12 protein-coding genes are annotated in these 18,588 nt (G+C 70.6%); 11 read left to right on the plus strand and 1 reads right to left on the minus strand.

Features of this window, described 5'->3' with window-relative positions; genetic code table 11:
* Positions 1-23 precede the first annotated feature (23 nt).
* The 6 genes from ADL08_RS31460 (at position 24) to ADL08_RS31485 (ending at position 11,939) form a co-directional block, all read left to right on the plus strand.
* On the plus strand, positions 24-4,313 hold the full coding sequence (locus ADL08_RS31460; protein ID WP_053649025.1) for a discoidin domain-containing protein: 4,290 nt from the start codon (positions 24-26) through the stop codon (positions 4,311-4,313).
* Positions 4,314-4,631: 318 nt separating this feature from the next.
* Positions 4,632-6,050: an ABC transporter substrate-binding protein gene (locus tag ADL08_RS31465; RefSeq protein ID WP_053649028.1), complete on the plus strand. Its 1,419-nt coding sequence runs from the start codon at positions 4,632-4,634 to the stop codon at positions 6,048-6,050.
* Between the two features lie 122 nt (positions 6,051-6,172).
* The gene (locus ADL08_RS31470; RefSeq protein WP_053649030.1) at positions 6,173-7,132 is read left to right on the plus strand and encodes a carbohydrate ABC transporter permease; all 960 of its coding nucleotides are present in this window, start codon (positions 6,173-6,175) and stop codon (positions 7,130-7,132) included.
* A gap of 15 nt (positions 7,133-7,147) precedes the next feature.
* Entirely contained in the window at positions 7,148-8,023 is an 876-nt protein-coding gene (locus ADL08_RS31475; RefSeq protein WP_053649032.1) for a carbohydrate ABC transporter permease, read from the plus strand.
* 120 nt (positions 8,024-8,143) lie between these two features.
* Positions 8,144-9,748: a glycoside hydrolase family 13 protein gene (locus tag ADL08_RS31480; protein WP_053649034.1), complete on the plus strand. Its 1,605-nt coding sequence runs from the start codon at positions 8,144-8,146 to the stop codon at positions 9,746-9,748.
* Positions 9,749-9,899: 151 nt separating this feature from the next.
* Positions 9,900-11,939 (plus strand): glycosyl hydrolase family 28-related protein, encoded by a 2,040-nt coding sequence (locus ADL08_RS31485; protein WP_053649036.1) that lies wholly within the window; start codon positions 9,900-9,902, stop codon positions 11,937-11,939.
* An 82-nt stretch (positions 11,940-12,021) separates the two neighbouring features.
* Here ADL08_RS31485 and ADL08_RS31490 read toward each other — a convergent pair whose 3' ends face one another.
* Positions 12,022-13,416 carry a sulfatase gene (locus tag ADL08_RS31490; RefSeq protein ID WP_053649038.1) on the minus strand — a complete coding sequence of 465 codons (1,395 nt, stop codon included), beginning with the start codon at positions 13,414-13,416 and terminating at the stop codon, positions 12,022-12,024.
* A gap of 413 nt (positions 13,417-13,829) precedes the next feature.
* Here ADL08_RS31490 and ADL08_RS31495 point away from each other — a divergent pair, with 413 nt between their 5' ends.
* The 5 genes from ADL08_RS31495 (at position 13,830) to ADL08_RS31515 (ending at position 18,549) form a co-directional block, all read left to right on the plus strand.
* Positions 13,830-14,699 carry a HipA family kinase gene (locus tag ADL08_RS31495; protein ID WP_199837129.1) on the plus strand — a complete coding sequence of 290 codons (870 nt, stop codon included), beginning with the start codon at positions 13,830-13,832 and terminating at the stop codon, positions 14,697-14,699.
* A complete protein-coding gene (locus tag ADL08_RS31500; protein WP_030214460.1) occupies positions 14,696-15,079 on the plus strand; it encodes a DUF3037 domain-containing protein in 384 nt (127 codons plus the stop codon). The genes ADL08_RS31495 and ADL08_RS31500 overlap by 4 nt, the downstream gene beginning before the upstream one ends.
* A gap of 177 nt (positions 15,080-15,256) precedes the next feature.
* The gene (gene fabG / locus ADL08_RS31505) at positions 15,257-16,018 is read left to right on the plus strand and encodes a 3-oxoacyl-ACP reductase FabG (protein ID WP_053649042.1); all 762 of its coding nucleotides are present in this window, start codon (positions 15,257-15,259) and stop codon (positions 16,016-16,018) included.
* Between the two features lie 34 nt (positions 16,019-16,052).
* Complete coding sequence (locus tag ADL08_RS31510; RefSeq protein WP_053649043.1) at positions 16,053-16,820, plus strand: SDR family oxidoreductase; 768 nt, start codon at positions 16,053-16,055, stop codon at positions 16,818-16,820.
* Between the two features lie 148 nt (positions 16,821-16,968).
* Positions 16,969-18,549, plus strand: coding sequence for an ABC transporter substrate-binding protein (locus tag ADL08_RS31515; RefSeq protein ID WP_053649044.1), 1,581 nt, complete (start codon positions 16,969-16,971; stop codon positions 18,547-18,549).
* Positions 18,550-18,588: the final 39 nt, after the last annotated feature.

An 18,588-nucleotide genomic window follows, 5' to 3' on the forward strand; every position in this document is an offset into this window, starting at 1 on the left:
TGCGGGGCCGAGATCGAGGACAGATGAAACTCCACAGCTGGAGATCACGGGGCATGAGCGCCGTGATCGCGACGAGCCTGCTGGCGCTGGGAGGTCCCCTCATGACCGCCCAGGCCGCCGGAGGCCCCAACATCGCCCTGGGCGATCCCGCGGCGGCCGGCAGCGCGCTGCCGGAGTACGGCGCCGCGAACGTCACCGACGGCAACCAGGGGACGTACTGGCAGAGTTCCGGATCGAGCCTGCCCCAGTGGGTGCAGACCGACCTCGGCACGAGCACCCGCGTCGACGAGGTCGTCCTGAAGCTCCCGGCGGGCTGGGAGAGCCGCAACCAGACGCTGTCCGTCCAGGGCAGCGCCGACGGGACCAGCTTCTCCACCCTGAAGAGCTCGGCCACCTACACCTTCAGCCCGGGCACCGGCAACACCGTCACGGTGGGCTTCCCGGCCGCCCAGGCCCGCTTCGTACGCGTCGACATCACCGCCAACACCGGCTGGCAGGCGGCCCAGCTCTCCGAGCTCGAAGTGCACGCCGCCGACGGCACCTCCGCCAACCTCGCCGCGGGCAGGACCCTGACCGCGAGCAGCCACACCGAGGTGTACGCGGCGGGCAACGCCAACGACGGCAACAAGGCCACCTACTGGGAGAGCCGCAACAACGAGCTGCCCCAGTGGCTGCGGGCCGACCTCGGCTCCTCCGTCCGCGTCGACCGGGTCGTGCTGCGGCTGCCCGACGGCTGGGGCGCGCGCAGCCAGACCCTGAAGGTCCAGAGCAGCGCGAACGGCACGGACTTCACCGACCTCACGACGTCGAAGGCGTACGAGTTCGCCCCCTCCGGCCAGAACTCCGTGACGATCCCGTTCGGCGAGACGACGGCGCGCTACATCCGGGTCCTGGTCACGGCGAACACCGTGCAGCCGGCGGCCCAGCTCTCCGAGCTGGAGGTCTACGGACCGGCCACCGGGGACACGCAGGCGCCGACGGCCCCGGCGAACCTGGCGTTCACCGAGCCCGCGACCGGCCAGGTGAGGCTCACCTGGACCGCTGCCACGGACAACACGGGTGTCACCGGGTACGACGTCTACGCCAACAACACGCTCCTGACGAGCGTGGCGGGGAACGTCACCACGTACACGGACAGCCGTCCGGCCGACCAGACGGTCACCTACCACGTGCGGGCCAAGGACGCGGCGGGCAACCAGTCCGCCAACAGCAACGCCGTCACCCGGCAGGGCGACACCGGGGACACGCAGGCGCCGACGGCCCCGGCGAACCTGGCGTTCACCGAGGCGACCTCCGGCCAGGTGAGGCTGACCTGGGGCGCCTCCTCGGACAACACGGGTGTCACCGGGTACGACGTCTACGCCAACAACACGCTCCTGACGAGCGTGGTGGGCAGCGTCACCACGTACACGGACAGCCGTCCGGCCAACCAAACGGTCACCTACCACGTGCGGGCCAAGGACGCGGCCGGGAACCAGTCCGCCAACAGCAACGCCGTCACCCGCAACGGCAGCGGCTCCACGGGCTCCAACCTGGCCGTCGGCAAGCCGATCAGCGCCTCCTCCACCGTGCACGGCTTCGTCGCGGCGAACGCCAACGACAACAGCACCAGCACCTACTGGGAGGGCGCGGGCGGCAGCTACCCGAACACCCTCACCGTCAAGCTCGGCTCCAACGCCGACCTCGACCGGCTCGTCCTGAAGCTCGACCCGGCCACCGCCTGGGCCGCGCGCAACCAGACCGTCGAGGTCCTCGGGCGCGAGCAGAGCGCCTCCGGCTTCACGAGCCTGGTCGCCGCGAAGAGCTACACCTTCGACCCGGCCGGTGGGAACACCGTGACCGTCCCGGTCACCGCCCGCGTCGCCGACGTCCAGCTCAGGTTCACCGCGAACACCGGTTCCTCGGCGGGCCAGCTCGCCGAGTTCCAGGTCGTGGGCGTGCCCGCGCCCAACCCGGACCTGGAGGTGACCGGCCTGACCACGACGCCGGCCGCCCCGGTCGAGTCGGACCAGATCACGGTCGGCGCCACCGTCCGCAACAGCGGCCCGGCGGCCGCGCCGGCCAGCGCCGTCGCGCTGCGCCTGGGCGGCACCAAGGTCGCCACCGCCCAGGTCGGTGCCCTGGCCGCCGGGGCCCAGACCACCGTCAGCGCCTCCATCGGCGCGCGGGAGGCCGGCTCGTACGAGCTGAGCGCGGTCGCCGACGAGGCGAACGCGGTCATCGAGCAGAACGAGTCCAACAACACCCACACCAGCCCCACCCCGCTCGTGGTCAAGCCGGTCACCAGCCCCGACGTGGTCACCACCGGGGTCACGACCACCCCGTCCAGCCCGTCCGCCGGTGACACCGTCTCCTTCCGGGCGACGGTGCGGAACCAGGGCAACCAGGCCACCTCGGCGGGCGCTCACGGCGTCACCCTGAACCTGCTCGACAAGCAGGGCGCCACGGTCAAGACCCTGACCGGCTCGTACAGCGGCAGCCTCGCCGCCGGCGCCTCGACCGTGGTGACCCTCGGCCCGTGGACCGCCGCCAACGGCTCGTACACGGTGCGGACGGTCCTCGCCGACGACGCCGGCGAGCTGCCGGTCAAGCGCGCCAACAACACCGCCTCCCAGCCGCTCTTCGTCGGGCGCGGCGCGAACATGCCGTACACCACGTACGAGGCGGAGGACGGCACCGTCGGCGGCGGCGCCACCGTCGCCGGCCCCAACCGCACCGTCGGCGACATCGCGGGCGAGGCCTCCGGCCGCAAGGCCGTCAACCTGGACGCGACGGGGGAGTACGTCGAGTTCACCGCCCGCGCCGCCACCAACACCCTGGTCACCCGCTTCTCCGTGCCGGACGCCCCGGGCGGCGGCGGCATCGACTCCACGATCAACGTCTACGTCGACGGCGTCTTCAAGAAGGCGCTCCCGCTGACCTCGAAGTACGCCTGGCTGTACGGCTCCGAGATCGCCCCCGGCAACTCCCCGGGATCCGGAGGCCCGCGTCACGTCTACGACGAGGCGCACCTGCTCCTCGGCGAGACCGTCCAGGCCGGCAGTAAGATCCGGCTCCAGAAGGACGCCGCCAACACCGCCGCGTACTACGCGATCGACTTCGTCGACCTGGAGCAGGTCGCCCCGGTCGCGAACCCCGACCCGGCGACGTACACCGTCCCGGCCGGCTTCACCCACCAGGACGTCCAGAACGCCCTCGACAGGGTCCGCATGGACACCACCGGCAAGCTCACCGGCGTCTACCTGCCGCCCGGCGACTACCAGACGTCGAGCAAGTTCCAGGTGTACGGCAAGGCCGTCAAGGTGGTCGGCGCCGGGCCCTGGTACACGAAGTTCCACGCGCCCTCGACCCAGGACAACACCGACGTCGGCTTCCGCGCCGAGGCGGCGGCCAAGGGCTCGCTCTTCAAGGGCTTCGCCTACTTCGGCAACTACACCTCGCGCATCGACGGCCCCGGCAAGGTCTTCGACTTCGCCAACGTCACCGACATCGTGATCGACGACATCTGGAACGAGCACATGGTGTGCCTCTACTGGGGCGCCAACGCGGACCGGATCACCATCAAGAACTCCCGCATCCGCAACATGTTCGCCGACGGAATCAACATGACCAACGGCTCCACGGACAACCACGTCGTCAACAACGACGCCCGGGCCACCGGCGACGACAGCTTCGCGCTGTTCTCGGCGATCGACGCCGGCGGCGCCGACATGAAGAACAACGTCTACGAGAACCTCACCAGCACGCTCACCTGGCGGGCCGCGGGCCTCGCCGTCTACGGCGGCTACAGCAACACCTTCCGCAACATCCACATCGCCGACACCCTGGTCTACTCCGGCGTCACCATCTCCTCGCTGGACTTCGGCTACGCCATGAACGGCTTCGGCACCGAGCCCACGACCTTCGAGAACATCTCGATCGTCCGGGCCGGCGGCCACTTCTGGGGCAACCAGACCTTCCCCGGGATGTGGCTCTTCTCCGCCTCCAAGGTGTTCCAGGGCATCCGGGTGAACAGCGTCGACATCGTCGACCCCACCTACAGCGGCATCATGTTCCAGACCAACTACGTGGGCGGACAGCCGCAGTTCCCGATCAAGGACACCGTCCTCACGGACATCTCCGTCACCGGGGCCCGCAAGAGCGGCGACGCCTGGGACGCCAAGTCCGGCTTCGGCCTGTGGGCCAACGAGATGCCGGAGTCGGGGCAGGGGCCCGCCGTCGGCGAGGTGACCTTCAACGGGCTGCGGATGAACGGCAACGCCGTCGACATCCGCAACAACACCACCACCTTCAAGATCAACGTCAACCCGTGATCCCTCCGCCTCCCGCCGTCTCCCGCGGGTGACGGAGGCCGGCCCGGGCCCCGGACGGGACCCGGGCCGGCCGCGACGCCGCGGGACGCTCCGGCGCGCCTTCGCGCGCCCCCGACCGCTTCCGTTCCCTGTCGACCAGGTACGTGTCGGTCACGTTTCGATTACGCCTCACTGTCGTGCAATTGCGAAATCAGCGCGAGATATTGCGTTCACTTGTTGGTGGTGGTTGAGTGTGCCGCACCCCGCCAAGCCGTCGGCGGCGGGGGACCTCCACCTCACGCACCGCTCCTCCTCGTTCATGCCCGAAGGGGTCCACTCATGAGAACTGCCCGGTTCCGTCGCAGCCGTCGTGCCGCCGCGATCACCCTCGTCTCCGCCCTGTCGCTGACCGCGCTCGCCGCCTGCGGCACGAGCAGCAGCGGCGACGACAACAGCGACGGATCCCAGCAGAACGGTTCGTCCGACCCGACGGCGCCGCTGGACCCGAAGACCAAGGTGACGCTCACGATCGACTGCATGCCGCCCACGGCGAAGGCGGCCGAACTGAAGGAGTGGAAGGAGGACGTCGCCGAGTTCAACAAGACGTACCCCAACGTCACCATCGAGGGCCGCTCCACCCCCGGCCAGTGCCTGGAGCCCCCGCGCTTCACCGCGATGCTCAAGGCCAAGTCGCAGCCGGACGTGTTCTACACGTACTTCACCGACCTGCCGCAGGTCCTCGACAACGACGGCGCCGCGGACATCACGGCCTACGTCAACGACAAGTCCGTCCCGGCCCTGAAGGACATCGACCCGAACGTCCTCGGCTCGCTCAAGCAGGACGGCAAGCTCTACGGCCTGCCCACCAGCAACTACACCATGGGCCTGCTGATCAACCGCAAGCTCTTCAAGGACGCCGGCCTGAACCCGGACGCCCCGCCGCGCACCTGGGACGAGGTCCGCACCGCCGCCAAGAAGATCGCCGGCCTGGGCGAGGGCGTCTCCGGCTTCGGCGAGTACAGCGCGGGCAACACCGGCGGCTGGCACTTCACGGCGCAGATGTACAGCCTCGGCGGCGACGTCGTGGACGCGAGCGGCAAGAAGGCCGCGTTCAACACCGACCTGGGCCGCCAGGTGGTGAAGAACCTCCACGCCATGCGCTGGGAGGACGACTCCATGGGCAAGACCCAGCTGCTCAAGTGGGGCGACCTCCAGAAGCAGATCGCCACCGACAAGCTCGGCATGTTCCTCGCCGCCCCCGACGACATCGCCTACATGGTCCAGCAACTCGGCGCCAAGTACGAGAACTTCGGCATGGGCCCGATCCCCGGCGGCAGGAACACGCTCGCCGGCGGCAACAACTACATGATCAAGAAGGGCATATCCGGCGACAAGATCAAGGCCGCCGTCGCCTGGCTGAACTTCAAGAACCTCACCGTCGGCAAGGGCCAGTTCGACTGGGCCCGCACCAAGGCCGACGCCCTCCCGGTGGGCATCCCGCAGCCCAACTTCTGGCTGAACGAGTCCAAGACCAAGGACGACGCCGCCCGCCTGGAGCACGCCACCATGCCGGTCGAGAACTTCAAGACCTTCATGGACAACCCGGTCGCCGGCAAGAACGAGCCGCCGAAGGCGCAGGAGGTCTACAAGGTCCTCGACAACGTCATGTCCGCCGTCCTCACCAACAAGGACGCCGACGTCGACAAGCTCCTCTCCACCGCCGAGGCGCAGGTCAACCAGGTCCTCGCCAACCAGTGAGCGGGTCCGGGCGGGGCGGGGCGGACGCCCGCCCCGCCCACGGGCCGGTCCCCGTCGACCGGCCCGCCCGTACGCCCGGCACCCCGGGCCCCGAAACCGGCAGACAGCACCGAGGAGAGACGATGTCGGCCCCCAGCCTGACCCCGAGCAAGGCGGACACCCCCCGCCCCTCCCCGCCACGAGAGGCGGCCCCCGCACCGGCCGGCGGCCGGTTCGCCCGGAGCCTCCGGCGCAACCTGACCGCCCACGGCTTCCTCATCGGCGCGGTGCTGTGCTTCGGCGTCTTCTCCTGGTACCCGATGGTGCGGGAGTTCTTCCTCGCCTTCCAGAAGACCGAGGACGGCCGCACGACCTGGGTCGGCCTCGACAACCTGAACACGGTCCTCAACGACCCGGCCTTCTGGCAGGCGTGGGGGAACACCGCCCTGTTCACCGTGCTCGCGCTGGTCCTCGGCTTCGCGGTGCCCTTCCTCGTCGCGGTGGTCGTCAACGAGTTCCACCACGGCCAGGGCTACCTCCGGCTCCTCGTCTACCTGCCCGTCATGCTCCCGCCGGTCGCCTCGGTCCTCCTCTTCAAGTACCTCTACGACCCCGGCTACGGACTCCTCAACGAACTGTTCACCTCGGTCGGACTGCCCGAGCAGCAGTGGCTCCAGGACCCGGACCTCTCGATGTTCGCCGTCGTCATCGCCTCCACCTGGATGAACATGGGCGGCGCGACCCTGATCTACCTCGCCGCGCTCCAGTCCATCCCCGGCGAACTGTACGAGGCCGCCGAACTCGACGGCGCCGGCCTGCTGCGCAAGATCTGGCACGTCACCATCCCGCAGACCCGCCTCATCCTGTCGCTGATGGCGCTCATGCAGGTCATCGCCACGATGCAGGTCTTCGTGGAGCCGTTCCTGCTCACCGGCGGCGCGGGCCCCGAGGGATCGACCACGACCGTCGTCTACCTCATCTACCAGTACGCCTTCAACTTCAACAACTACGGTGCCGCGGCGGCGCTCGGCCTGCTCCTGCTCGTACTGCTCGCCGGTTTCTCGGCGGTGTACGTCAAGCTCAGCCGCGCCGAGGACGAATAGGACCGGAGACCAGCCATGTCCACACGCACGCTCATCTCACCGGCCGTCCTCGCCAGGCCCCGCGGCAAGGTCCTCTACTGGACCGTCTTCACCGCCGTCGTCCTCCTCTTCACCCTGGTCTTCCTCGGCCCCCTCTACTGGCTCGTGTCCAGCGGCTTCAAGGACGCCCAGGAGGTCATCCAGACCCCGCCCACCCTGGTCCCCGGCTCCTTCGAACCCGAGAACTACTCGCGGGCCTGGGAGGTCATGGACCTCGCCAGCCTCCTCTTCAACACCCTCTACTACGCCTTCGGCGCCCTCGCCTTCCAGCTCGTCCTCGACGTCGCCGCCGCCTACTCCCTCTCCAAGCTGCGGCCCGTGTTCGGCAAGGCGATCCTCGGCATGATGCTCGCCACCCTGATGATCCCGGCGACCGTCCTCGTCGTCCCCCAGTACCTCACCGTGCTCGACGTGCCCGTCATCGAGCGCAACCTGCTCAACACGCCCTGGGCCATCTGGCTGCCGGCCGTCACCAACGCCTTCAACATCTTCCTGCTGAAGCGGTTCTTCGACTCCATCCCCAAGGAACTGCTCGACGCCGCCTCGATGGACGGGGCCTCGCCCCTGCGGGTCCTGTGGTCGATCGTCCTGCCGATCTCCCGCCCCATCCTCGGCGTCGTGTCGATCTTCGCGGTCGTGGGGGTGTGGAAGGACTTCCTCTGGCCCATGCTCACCCTGCCCGACCCGTCCAAGCAGACGCTCAACGTCGGCATCTACTCGCTCTCCAACGGAGTCCCGGTGAACGTGCTGATCGCCGCGCTCACCATCGCCTCCGTCCCCACGCTGCTGATCTTCCTGGTCTTCCAGCGGAACATCATGAGCGGCCTCACCGCCGGCGGCCTCAAGGGCTGAACAGGCCCGAACCCCCGCCCCGTCACGAGCCCGCACCCCATAAGCCTTCGCCGCCGGCCCCTCCGCCGCCCCGCTTCCGGGCCGGCGGCGAAGAACCACCCTGCCCGAAAGGACCGTCCCGTGGCAGCCCCTCATCCGCCCCGCACCGACGACTGGTGGCGCGACGCCGTCATCTACCAGGTCTACCCGCGCAGCTTCGCCGACGGTGACGGCGACGGCACCGGGGACCTCGCGGGCGTCCGGGCGAGACTGCCCTACCTCGCCGAACTCGGCGTCGACGCCGTCTGGTTCACCCCCTGGTACGCCTCCCCGATGGTGGACGGCGGCTACGACGTCGCCGACTACCGGGCCATCGACCCGGCCTTCGGCACCCTCGACGAGGCCGAGAAGCTCATCGCCGAAGCCGCCGAACTGGGCCTGCGCGTCATCGTCGACATCGTTCCCAACCACGTCTCCGACCAGCACGCCTGGTTCCGTGAGGCCCTCGCCGCCGGCCCCGGCAGCCCCGAACGGGAACGCTTCCACTTCCGTCCCGGCCGCGGCGAGAACGGCGAACTCCCGCCGAACGACTGGCCCTCGCAGTTCTCCGGCAACACCTGGACCAGGGTCCCCGACGGCGAGTGGTACCTCCACCTCTTCACCCCGGAGCAGCCCGACCTCAACTGGGCCCACCCCGAGGTCCGCCGCGAGCACGAGGACATCCTGCGCTTCTGGTTCGCGCGCGGCGTCGCCGGCGTCCGCATCGACTCCGCCGCCCTCCTCACCAAGGACCCCGGCCTCCGCGACTTCACCGAGGGCGTCGACCCCCACCCGTACATCGACCTCGACGAGATCCACGACGTCTACCGCTCCTGGCGGGCCGTCGCGGACGAGTACGGCGGCGTCTTCGTCGGCGAGGTCTGGCTGCCCGACGCCGAGCGCTTCGCCCGCTACCTGCGCCCCGACGAACTGCACACCGCCTTCAACTTCAACTTCCTGTCCTGCCCCTGGGACCCCGACCGGCTGCGCCGCACCATCGACGACACCCTCGCCGAGCACGCCCCCGTCCACGCCCCCGCCACCTGGGTGCTCTGCAACCACGACGTGACCCGCACCGTCACCCGCTACGGCCGCGAGGACACCGGCTTCGACTTCGCCAAGAAGCGCTTCGGCACCCCCACCGACCCGGACCTCGGCACCCGCCGCGCCCGCGCCGCCGCCCTGCTCACCCTCGCCCTGCCCGGCTCGGTCTACCTGTACCAGGGCGAGGAGCTGGGCCTGCCGGAGGCCGACGTCCCCCTGGACCGCATCCAGGACCCCATGCACTTCCGCTCCGGCGGCACCGACCCCGGCCGCGACGGCTGCCGCGTCCCCCTTCCCTGGGAGGCCGACGCCCCCTCGTACGGATTCGGCGCCGGTACGGACCCGTGGCTGCCGCAGCCGGCCGACTGGGGCCGCCACGCCGTCGACCGGCAGGCCGCCGACCCGGGCTCGATGCTCGGCCTCTACCGCACGGCGCTGGAGCTGCGCAGGGCCGAGGCCGCGCTCGGGGACGGGCCCATGCGATGGCTGCCGTCGTCCGAGGGGGTCCTGGCCTTCGCCCGCGCGGAGGACCTCCAGTGCGTGGTCAACCTCTCCGGCGCGCCCGTGGACCTCCCGCCGCACACCGGCGTCCTGCTGGCCAGCGGACCGCTGCCGGCGGACGGCTCCCTCCCCGCGGACACCGCCGTCTGGCTGCGCACCTGACCGCGCCGCCCACGGCGGGACGCCCGGTGCGCGCCCCGGCCACGGGGACGCGCACCGGGCCCGCGGCCCCCACGGCCCGGGCCCCGCGCCCGGGCGACGTCCGCGTCACCTCCGACAGATCCGTGTCACCTCCGACAGAAGTGAGCCCGACATGAGTCCGAGCCGATCAGGACGCGGCGCGCGCGGCGGCCGAAGAGCCGCCCTGGCGATCGCCGCCCTCGCACTGAGCACGAGCGTGCTCCTCGACGGCGTGGCCGCGGCGGGCACCGGGGACCGGGGGCCGGCCGCCCGGGGGCCCGTGGTCACCCGCGCCGCCCTCGCCCCCGAGCTCGTCGCCGGCCGCGGCGCCGCCGTGGCCTTCGACGAGCAGGAGGCGGAGAACGCCGCCACCACCGGCACGGTCGTCGGACCGGACCGCACCCCGTACACGCTCCCCTCCGAGGCGTCGGGGCGCTCCGCCGTGCGGCTGACCGCCGGGCAGTACGTCGAGTTCGTCCTGCCCCGCAACGCCAACGCGCTCACCGTCCGCTACAGCGTCCCCGACGCGCCCGGAGGCGGCGGCATCACCGCCCCGCTCGACGTCGGCGTCGACGGACGCCACCGCGCGACGATGACGCTGACCTCCCAGTACTCCTGGCTCTACAACCAGTACCCCTTCACCAACGACCCGCGCGCCGACCTCCTCCACCCCGACTGGTGGATCACCGAGTGCGCCTGCGTCCCGGCGGCCACCACACCGGCGCCGGAGATCGCCAAGCCCTTCCGGCCCACCCACTTCTACGACGAGCAGCGCCTCCTCCTCGGCCGTACGTACCGGGCCGGCGACCGGGTCCGCCTCACCGTCCCCGCGGGCAGCCCCGCCGCCTGGACCGTGATCGACCTCCTCGACACCGAACTGGTCGCCCCGCCGCACGTGGAGCGCGGCGGAGTGAACGTCCTGGCCTTCGGCGCCGACCCCACCGGCCGCCGGGACGCGGCCCCCGCCATCGAGCGCGCCATCGCCTTCGCCCGCCGCGTCGACCGGCCCGTGTACCTGCCGCCGGGCACCTTCCGGGTCGACCGGCACATCGTCGTCGACGACGTCACGATCGTCGGCGCCGGCAACTGGCACACGGTCCTCAAGGGCCGCCAGGTCACCCTGGCCGAACCCGCCCCCGACGGCTCCCGCCACACCGGCGTCGGCCTCTACGGCAGGAACGCCGCCGAGGGCGGCAGCCACGGCGTGCACCTGCGCGGCTTCGCGATCGAGGGCGACGTCCGCGAGCGGATCGACACCGACCAGGTCAACGCCGTCGGCGGCGCCATGAGCGACTCCACCATCGACGGCCTCTACCTGCACCGCACCAAGGTCGGCCTGTGGTTCGACGGCCCGATGTCGAACGTGCGGGTCACGAACAACGTGATCACCGACCAGATCGCCGACGCCCTCAACTTCCACACCGGCGTCACCGACTCCCTCGTCGACGACAACTTCGTCCGCAACACCGGCGACGACGGCCTGGCCATGTGGTCGGACACGACCGCCGACGCGCGCAACACCTTCTCCCGCAACACCGTGCAGTCCCCGACCCTCGCCAACGGCATCGCGATCTACGGCGGCGAGGACAACACCGTCAGCGGCAACCTCGTCGCCGACCCCGTACGGGAGGGCAGCGGCCTGCACGCCGGATCCCGCTTCGGCGCCGAACCCTTCACCGGCACCCTCCGCTTCACCGACAACACCACGGTCCGCGCCGGCACCCTCGACCTCAACTGGAGGATCGGCCTCGGCGCCATCTGGTTCTACGCCCTGGACAAGAGCATCGACGCCGACGTCCGGGTCACCGGCGACCACTACCTCGACTCCACCCACAACGCGATCATGCTGGTCAGCGAGTACGGGGTGAAGGACCGGGTCGACGTCCCGGCCGTCCACTTCAAGGACGTCCGCGTCGACGGCACCGGCAACTCCGTGCTCAGCGCCCGGGTGAAGGGCTCCGCCACCTTCGAGAACGTCGACGCCCGCAACGTCGGAGCCGTCGGCGTCAACAACTGCGGCTCCTTCAACTTCCCCGCCACCGGCTCGGAGTTCGCCCTGACCGACCTCGGCGGCAACGACGGCGGCTGGCTCGCCCCGTGGCTCCTGCCCAACACCATCACCTGCGACGACCGCCCGCCGGTCGTCGCGCCCCCGGCGCCGTCCCGCTGGTGACGCGGACGCGAAGGGCGCGCGGTCGGGGACCCCGACCGCGCGCCCGGTGCCCAGCGGTGGCGGCTCGTCCCGCCGACCCCCCTCAGGACGCGCGGTCCGCGGCCAGCGCGGCCGCGAGGCCCGGGATGCCGAGCGCCTTCTCCTGCGCGGGCGTGGCCTGGTAGAGGCTGTTGCTCAGCTGGTAGGGGTCCGCGTCCAGGTCGTAGTACTCGCGGAACTTGACCCGGCCCGTCCCGCTGACGTTGCCCGCGGCGTCCGTGTGGAGCTCGTAGTACTCCGTGTACTGGCGGTCCTTGGCGACGTACGAGGACCAGGTGTTCTGCCCCTCCGTGCCCGTGCCCTGCTTCCACCACTCGATCAGCAGGTGGTCGCGGGAGTACCCGCCGAGCAGCGAGCGCCCGTCGTGCGGCGTGTCCGGCGTGATCCCGGCCGCGTCGAGCACGGTCGGCGCGATGTCGATGTTCGCCACGATCCGGTTGTCGGTCGTACCGCCGCCGAGGCCGCCGCCGGGCCAGGAGAGGTAGAACGGCACCTCGTGGGCGGGCCGGTAGGGCACGCCCTTGCCCCCCAGTCCGTGGTCGGCCCAGTTGAAGCCGTTGTCGCCGATGTAGATCACCAGCGTGTTGTCCAACTGGCCCAGTGCCGCCAGCTTGTCGCGGAACGCCCCCACCGCGTCGTCCACCGAACGCAGCGTCCGCAGCTGCTTCGCCCGCGTCAGCCGGCCGTCCGCGAGCGTCTGCGTCGCGTTGCGGACGTACGCGGGCTTGTCGCTGCGGTCCGCCTCGGGCACGGACGGACGCCCGTCCCAGGCCGGCACGTCGGTGCCGGCGTACTTGGGCTCGGGGGTGTTGGGCCCGTGCGAGGCGTACGGGGTGACGTAAGCGAACCAGGGCCGGTTGTCCGTACGGGACTTGTCGATGAAGGCCAGCGTGCGGTTCTTCACCACGGTCGTCGTGTAGCCGGGCACGGTCTGCACGGTTCCGTCCACGTTGAACGTCCCGTCCACGTACGACGGCCTGAGCAGCGCGAACTCCTCGAAGTGCGGCGGAGCCTCGGCCAGGTCCCAGGAGTTGAGGTACTTCCCGAACAGCCCCGTCCGGTATCCCGCCTGCTTCAGGTACCGCTGCAGCGTCGTGTGCTGGTCCAGCGAGCGCGACGCCCCGTTGTTCCGCACCCCGTGGTTGTGCGCGTACCGCCCGGAGAACACCGACGAGCGCGACGGCGCGCACAGCGGCGTGGTGGCGTGCCCGTTCGTGAACCGCACCCCCTGCCCCGCCAGCCAGCCGACGGTCTTCGGCGTCGCCCACTCGGTCTGCCTGGGCTGGTCGTCGGTGACGATCAGCAGCACGTTGGGCCGCGCGGCGGCGGCCCGTGCGGGCGCGGCGGCGAACACGGGGACGGTGGCACCGGCGGCGACGGCCGCGGCACCGGCCAGCACCCCCCGACGACTGGGACCGGACGCTTTGGACGTGTCCATGACAGTAACCCTCTCGGCTGTATGCGGAACGACGAAGGCGGCGGACACGACGCTACGACCGCGCCCGCCCGCGATCCATGCACGCGAAACCAAGAGTTCGTTGCGGCGCTGTTGCCGCGGTGCTTCGTCCCGTCCCGCACCCGGAGGAAGCCGGAGGCCCCGCCGTGACCCCGGTCCGGCGGTCCGGCCGCTCCTCGCAGACGATCACCCCCGGTTACTATCCTCACTTCGTGCCGGAATCCGGCGGCAAGGGGCACGGCGCCACCGGCGATCCACCGGGGATGCGAGGAGACCGGCCCACCGGCCGGAACTCCCCGGTTCCTCCCCGGCGCCGCCGACCGGCGCTCCCGCCTCCATGTACCGGAGAACGCGTCCATGGATTGCACGGCTGAAGAGATGGGTGGCCTGGGAAAGTGTTGGAAGAGGTCGTAGCGACCCGCTATGTCACGCCCTTGCGTGAGGGCGGCTCGCTCCCCGGGATCGTCGAGGCCGATGACCTCGGCACGTACGTGATGAAGTTCACCGGCGCGGGACAGGGTCGCAAGACCCTGGTCGCCGAGGTGATCTGCGGGCAGCTGGCCCGCCGCCTCGGGCTGCGGGTGCCCGAGCTCGTCGCCATCGAGCTCGACCCGGTCATCGGGCTCTCCGAGCCCGACCAGGAGGTGCAGGAGCTGCTCAAGGCGAGCGGCGGGCTCAACCTGGGCATGGACTTCCTGCCGGGATCGCTGGGCTTCGACCCGCTGGCGTACGAGGTGGACCCGGCCGAGGCGGGAAGGGTCGTCTGGTTCGACGCGGTCGTCAACAACGTCGACCGGTCCTGGCGCAACCCGAACATGCTCGTCTGGCACGGCGACCTGTGGCTCATCGACCACGGCGCCACCATGATCTGGCACCACAACTGGAAGGGCGCGCAGGCGTCCGCCGCCAAGCCGTACGACGCCTCCGACCACGCGCTCGCCCCCTTCGCCCCCGACGTCGCCGCGGCGGCCGCCGAACTCGCGCCGCTGGTCACCCGCGAGCTCCTCGACGAGGTCGCCGCCGACGTGCCCGACGCGTGGCTGGCGGACGAGCCCGGCTTCACGGGCCCGGACGAGGTGCGCGCCGCCTACGTCGAGGCGCTGCTGCCCCGCGCCGCCACCATCCACGAGCGGATCACGCTCGGACCGCGCACCGAGGACCGGCCCCAGCAGCCGCCCGGCTGGCTCGCCGAGCGCCTCGCGCCCCGGCCGCACCCCACCCAGAAGGCCGCTGACAAGGCCACCGAGAAGGACGGCACCACGTGAGCGACCGCGACGTCTTCGAGTACGCGCTGCTGCGCGTGGTGCCGCGGGTCGAGCGCGGCGAGTGCTTCAACGCGGGCGTGGTCGTCTACTGCCGTGCCCGCTCCTTCGTGGCCGCCCGCACGCACCTGGACGAGGCCAAGCTGACGGTGCTCGACCCGGCGGCCGACGTGACCGGCGTACGGGCGGCCCTCCGCGCCGTCGAGGGGGTCTGCCTCGGCGGGGACGCGGCCGGACAGGCCGCGCGCGACGACGCGGGGCGCCGCTTCCGCTGGCTGATCGCGCCGCGCTCCACGGTCGTGCAGCCGGGGCCCGTGCACACGGGCCTCACCGCCGACCCCGAGGCCGAGGTGGAACGCCTGCTCGATCTCCTCGTGCGCTGAGCGTCCGCCCCCGGACGGAGCGTGACCAGGTGCACCCGGTGGGCCGTTGACACCGGGTGCCAGGGCTTCTAGCGTCTCGTCTGCGGACGATACTAAGCGGTCGCTCATGTGCGGGACGCAGGAGCGGACGACGGTCCGGCCGCCACCAGGGACGATCCAAGGGCGAGGAGAACCAGCATGTCCACCACCGAGCAGCGCGTAGCCGTCGTCACGGGTGCCGCACGGGGCATCGGCGCGGCCACCGCGCTCCGCCTCGCGGCCGAGGGCCGCGCCGTCGCCGTACTCGACCTCGACGAGGCGGCCTGCAAGGACACCGTCGAGAAGATCACCGCCGCGGGCGGCACCGCCCTCGCGGTCGGCTGCGACGTCTCCGACGGCGCCCAGGTGGAGGCCGCCGTCGCGCGCGTCGCCGCCGAGCTCGGGGCGCCGACGATCCTCGTCAACAACGCGGGCGTGCTCCGTGACAACCTGCTCTTCAAGATGTCCGAGTCGGACTGGGACCTCGTCATGAACGTGCACCTCAAGGGTGCCTTCCTGATGGCGAAGGCCTGTCAGAAGCACATGGTGGACGCGGGCTTCGGCCGGATCGTCTCCCTCTCCTCCTCCTCGGCGCTCGGCAACCGGGGCCAGGCCAACTACTCCGCCGTCAAGGCCGGTCTGCAGGGCCTCACCAAGACCCTCGCCAAGGAGCTGGGCAAGTTCGGCGTCACCGCCAACGCCGTCGCCCCGGGCTTCATCGTCACCGAGATGACCGCGCAGACCGCCGAGCGCGTCGGCATGGGCTTCGAGGACTTCCAGGCCGCCGCCGCCTCCATGATCCCGGTGCAGCGGGTCGGCCGCCCCGAGGACGTCGCCAACGCGATCGCGTTCTTCACGGGCGACGAGGCCGGCTTCGTCTCCGGCCAGGTCATGTACGTGGCCGGCGGCCCGCTCAACTGACGACCGGTACCGACAGGAGCAGGAGGAGACGGACATGAGCACGCAGGAGCAGCCGGAGCCGTCCGGCAAGGTCGCCCTGATCACCGGGGCGAGCCGCGGCATCGGCTACGGCATCGCCGAGGCGCTGGTCGCCCGCGGCGACCGGGTCGTCATCACCGGGCGCGGCGAGGAGGCCCTCAAGGAGGCCGTCGAGCGGCTCGGCGCCGACCGGGCGATCGGCGTCCCCGGCAAGGCCCACGACGAGGCCCACCAGGCCGCCGCCGTCGAGGCGGCGATGGACGGCTTCGGCCGGGTGGACTTCCTGATCAACAACGCCGGTACGAATCCGGTCTTCGGCCCCATCGCGGACCTGGACCTCAATGTGGCCCGCAAGGTCTTCGAGACCAATGTGATCTCCGCGCTCGGCTTCGCCCAGCGGACCTGGCACGCCTGGCAGAAGCGGAACGGCGGGGCGATCGTGAACATCGCCTCGGTCGCCGGCGTATCCGCCTCGCCTTTCATCGGGGCGTACGGAATCAGCAAGGCCGCGATGGTCAATCTGACCCTCCAGCTGGCGCACGAATTCGCGCCGATCGTACGGGTCAACTCGATCGCCCCGGCCGTTGTCAAGACGAAATTCGCGCAGGCGCTCTACGAGGGCCGCGAGGCGGAGGCCGCGGCCGCCTATCCGCTCGGCCGACTCGGCGAGCCGGAGGACATCGGAGGGGCGGCGGCCTTCCTCACCTCCTCGCAGTCGGAGTGGATCACCGGCCAGACGCTCGTCGTCGACGGCGGGATTTTCCTGAACGCCGGAGTCGGGTGACCGATAACCGGACACTTTCCGGAATTCGTGTCCGGATTGAGCCCGGTTCTGCATCGAATGCCTCAAGTGCCCCGTCAGACTCGAACATTGACCTGACGGGGTGCTGCGGTATCGTCGGCCGACCCATGGCTGAACGAGGAGCGTGCACGTGTTCAACCGGACCAGTCTGCAGGCGGCTGCAGCCCTTGTGTCCATATCCCTGGTGACCGGATGCGGTGTCTTTTCGGACAGCGAATCCCCCGGGGATCAGAGGCTCGTGATCGGCACGACGAGTTCTCCCTCCACGCTTGATCCAGCCGCGTCCTGGGACAATGCCTGGGAGCTCTTCCGGAATGTCTTCCAGACCCTGGTGAGCTTCCCCACGGGCAGCACGACGCCGCAGTCGGACGCCGCCGACTGCAAGTTCACGGACACCGCCAGCCGGGTCTTCGAGTGCAAGCTCATCGACGGCCTCACGTTCTCCAACGGGCACAAGCTGGACGCCAAGGCCGTGCAGTACTCGATCGAGCGGATCCGCACGATCGACCACAAGGGCGGCCCCAACGGCATGCTCGGCTCCCTCGACAAGATCGAGACCGTCGGCGACCGCACGATCGTCTTCCGCCTCAACAAGCCGGACGCCACCTTCCCGTTCGTCCTCGCCACCCCCGCCATGTCCATCGTGGACCCGGCCGACTACCCGGCCGACCGGCTCCGCTCGAAGGACGGCAAGGTCAGCGGCTCGGGACCGTACGTCCTCGACGGGTACACCGAGGGCGAGTCGGCGGAGCTGACGAAGAACCCGACGTACAAGGGCTTCGCGCACCTCAAGAACGGGGGGGTGACCATCAAGTACTTCAAGGAGTCCGAGGCGATGGTCGCGGCGCTCCGCAAGAAGGAGATCGACGCCACCTACCGCGGCCTCACCGCCGAGGAGGTCATCTCCCTCCAGGACGACAAGCCCGAGAACGCGGGCCTCCAGCTCGTCGAGTCGACCGGCGCCGACATCCGCTACCTCGTCTTCAACACCCAGGACCCCTCGGTCGCCAAGCTCCCCGTCCGCAAGGCCATCGCCCAGCTCGTCGACCGCGACGAACTGGTCAACAGGGTCTACCAGGGCACCGCCGAACCCCTGTACTCCATGGTGCCCAAGGGCATCGCCACCCACACCACCAAGTTCTTCGACCGCTTCGGCACGCCGAGCGTCGAGAAGGCCACCAAGATCCTCCGCGAGGCCGGCGTCGACGAGCCCGTCAAGCTGACCTTCTGGTACACCACGGACCGCTACGGCTCCTCGACGGCCGCCGAGTTCAAGGAGCTCAAGCGGCAGCTGGAGGAGTCCGGGCTCTTCGAGGTCACCCTGAACGGCAAGCCCTGGACGGAGTTCCAGGCGGCCTACCAGAAGGGCGAGTACCCGGTCTTCGGCCGCGGCTGGTTCCCCGACTTCCCGGACCCGGACAACTTCGTCGCCCCCTTCGTGGGCAAGGAGAACGTCCTCGGCACGCCCTACCTGAGCCCCCGGATCACCGACGAGCTCCTCCCGAAGTCCCGCCGCCAGAGCGACCGCGGGACCGTCACGGACGAGTTCGTGGCGGCCCAGGAGATCATGGTCCAGGACGTCCGGCTGCTGCCCCTGTGGCAGGGCAAGCTCTACATCGCGGCCCGCGAGGACATCGGCGGCGGCGAGCGCGCCCTCGACCCGCAGACGGTCATGCAGCTGTGGGAGCTGCACCGCCGGGCCAGCTGGTAGCGGACACCGGCGGGGAGAAGACCTACCGGGGGCCACTGT

Origin of the sequence: Streptomyces sp. NRRL F-6492 (genome assembly GCF_001280125.1) — a bacterium.
GTDB lineage: Bacteria > Actinomycetota > Actinomycetes > Streptomycetales > Streptomycetaceae > Streptomyces.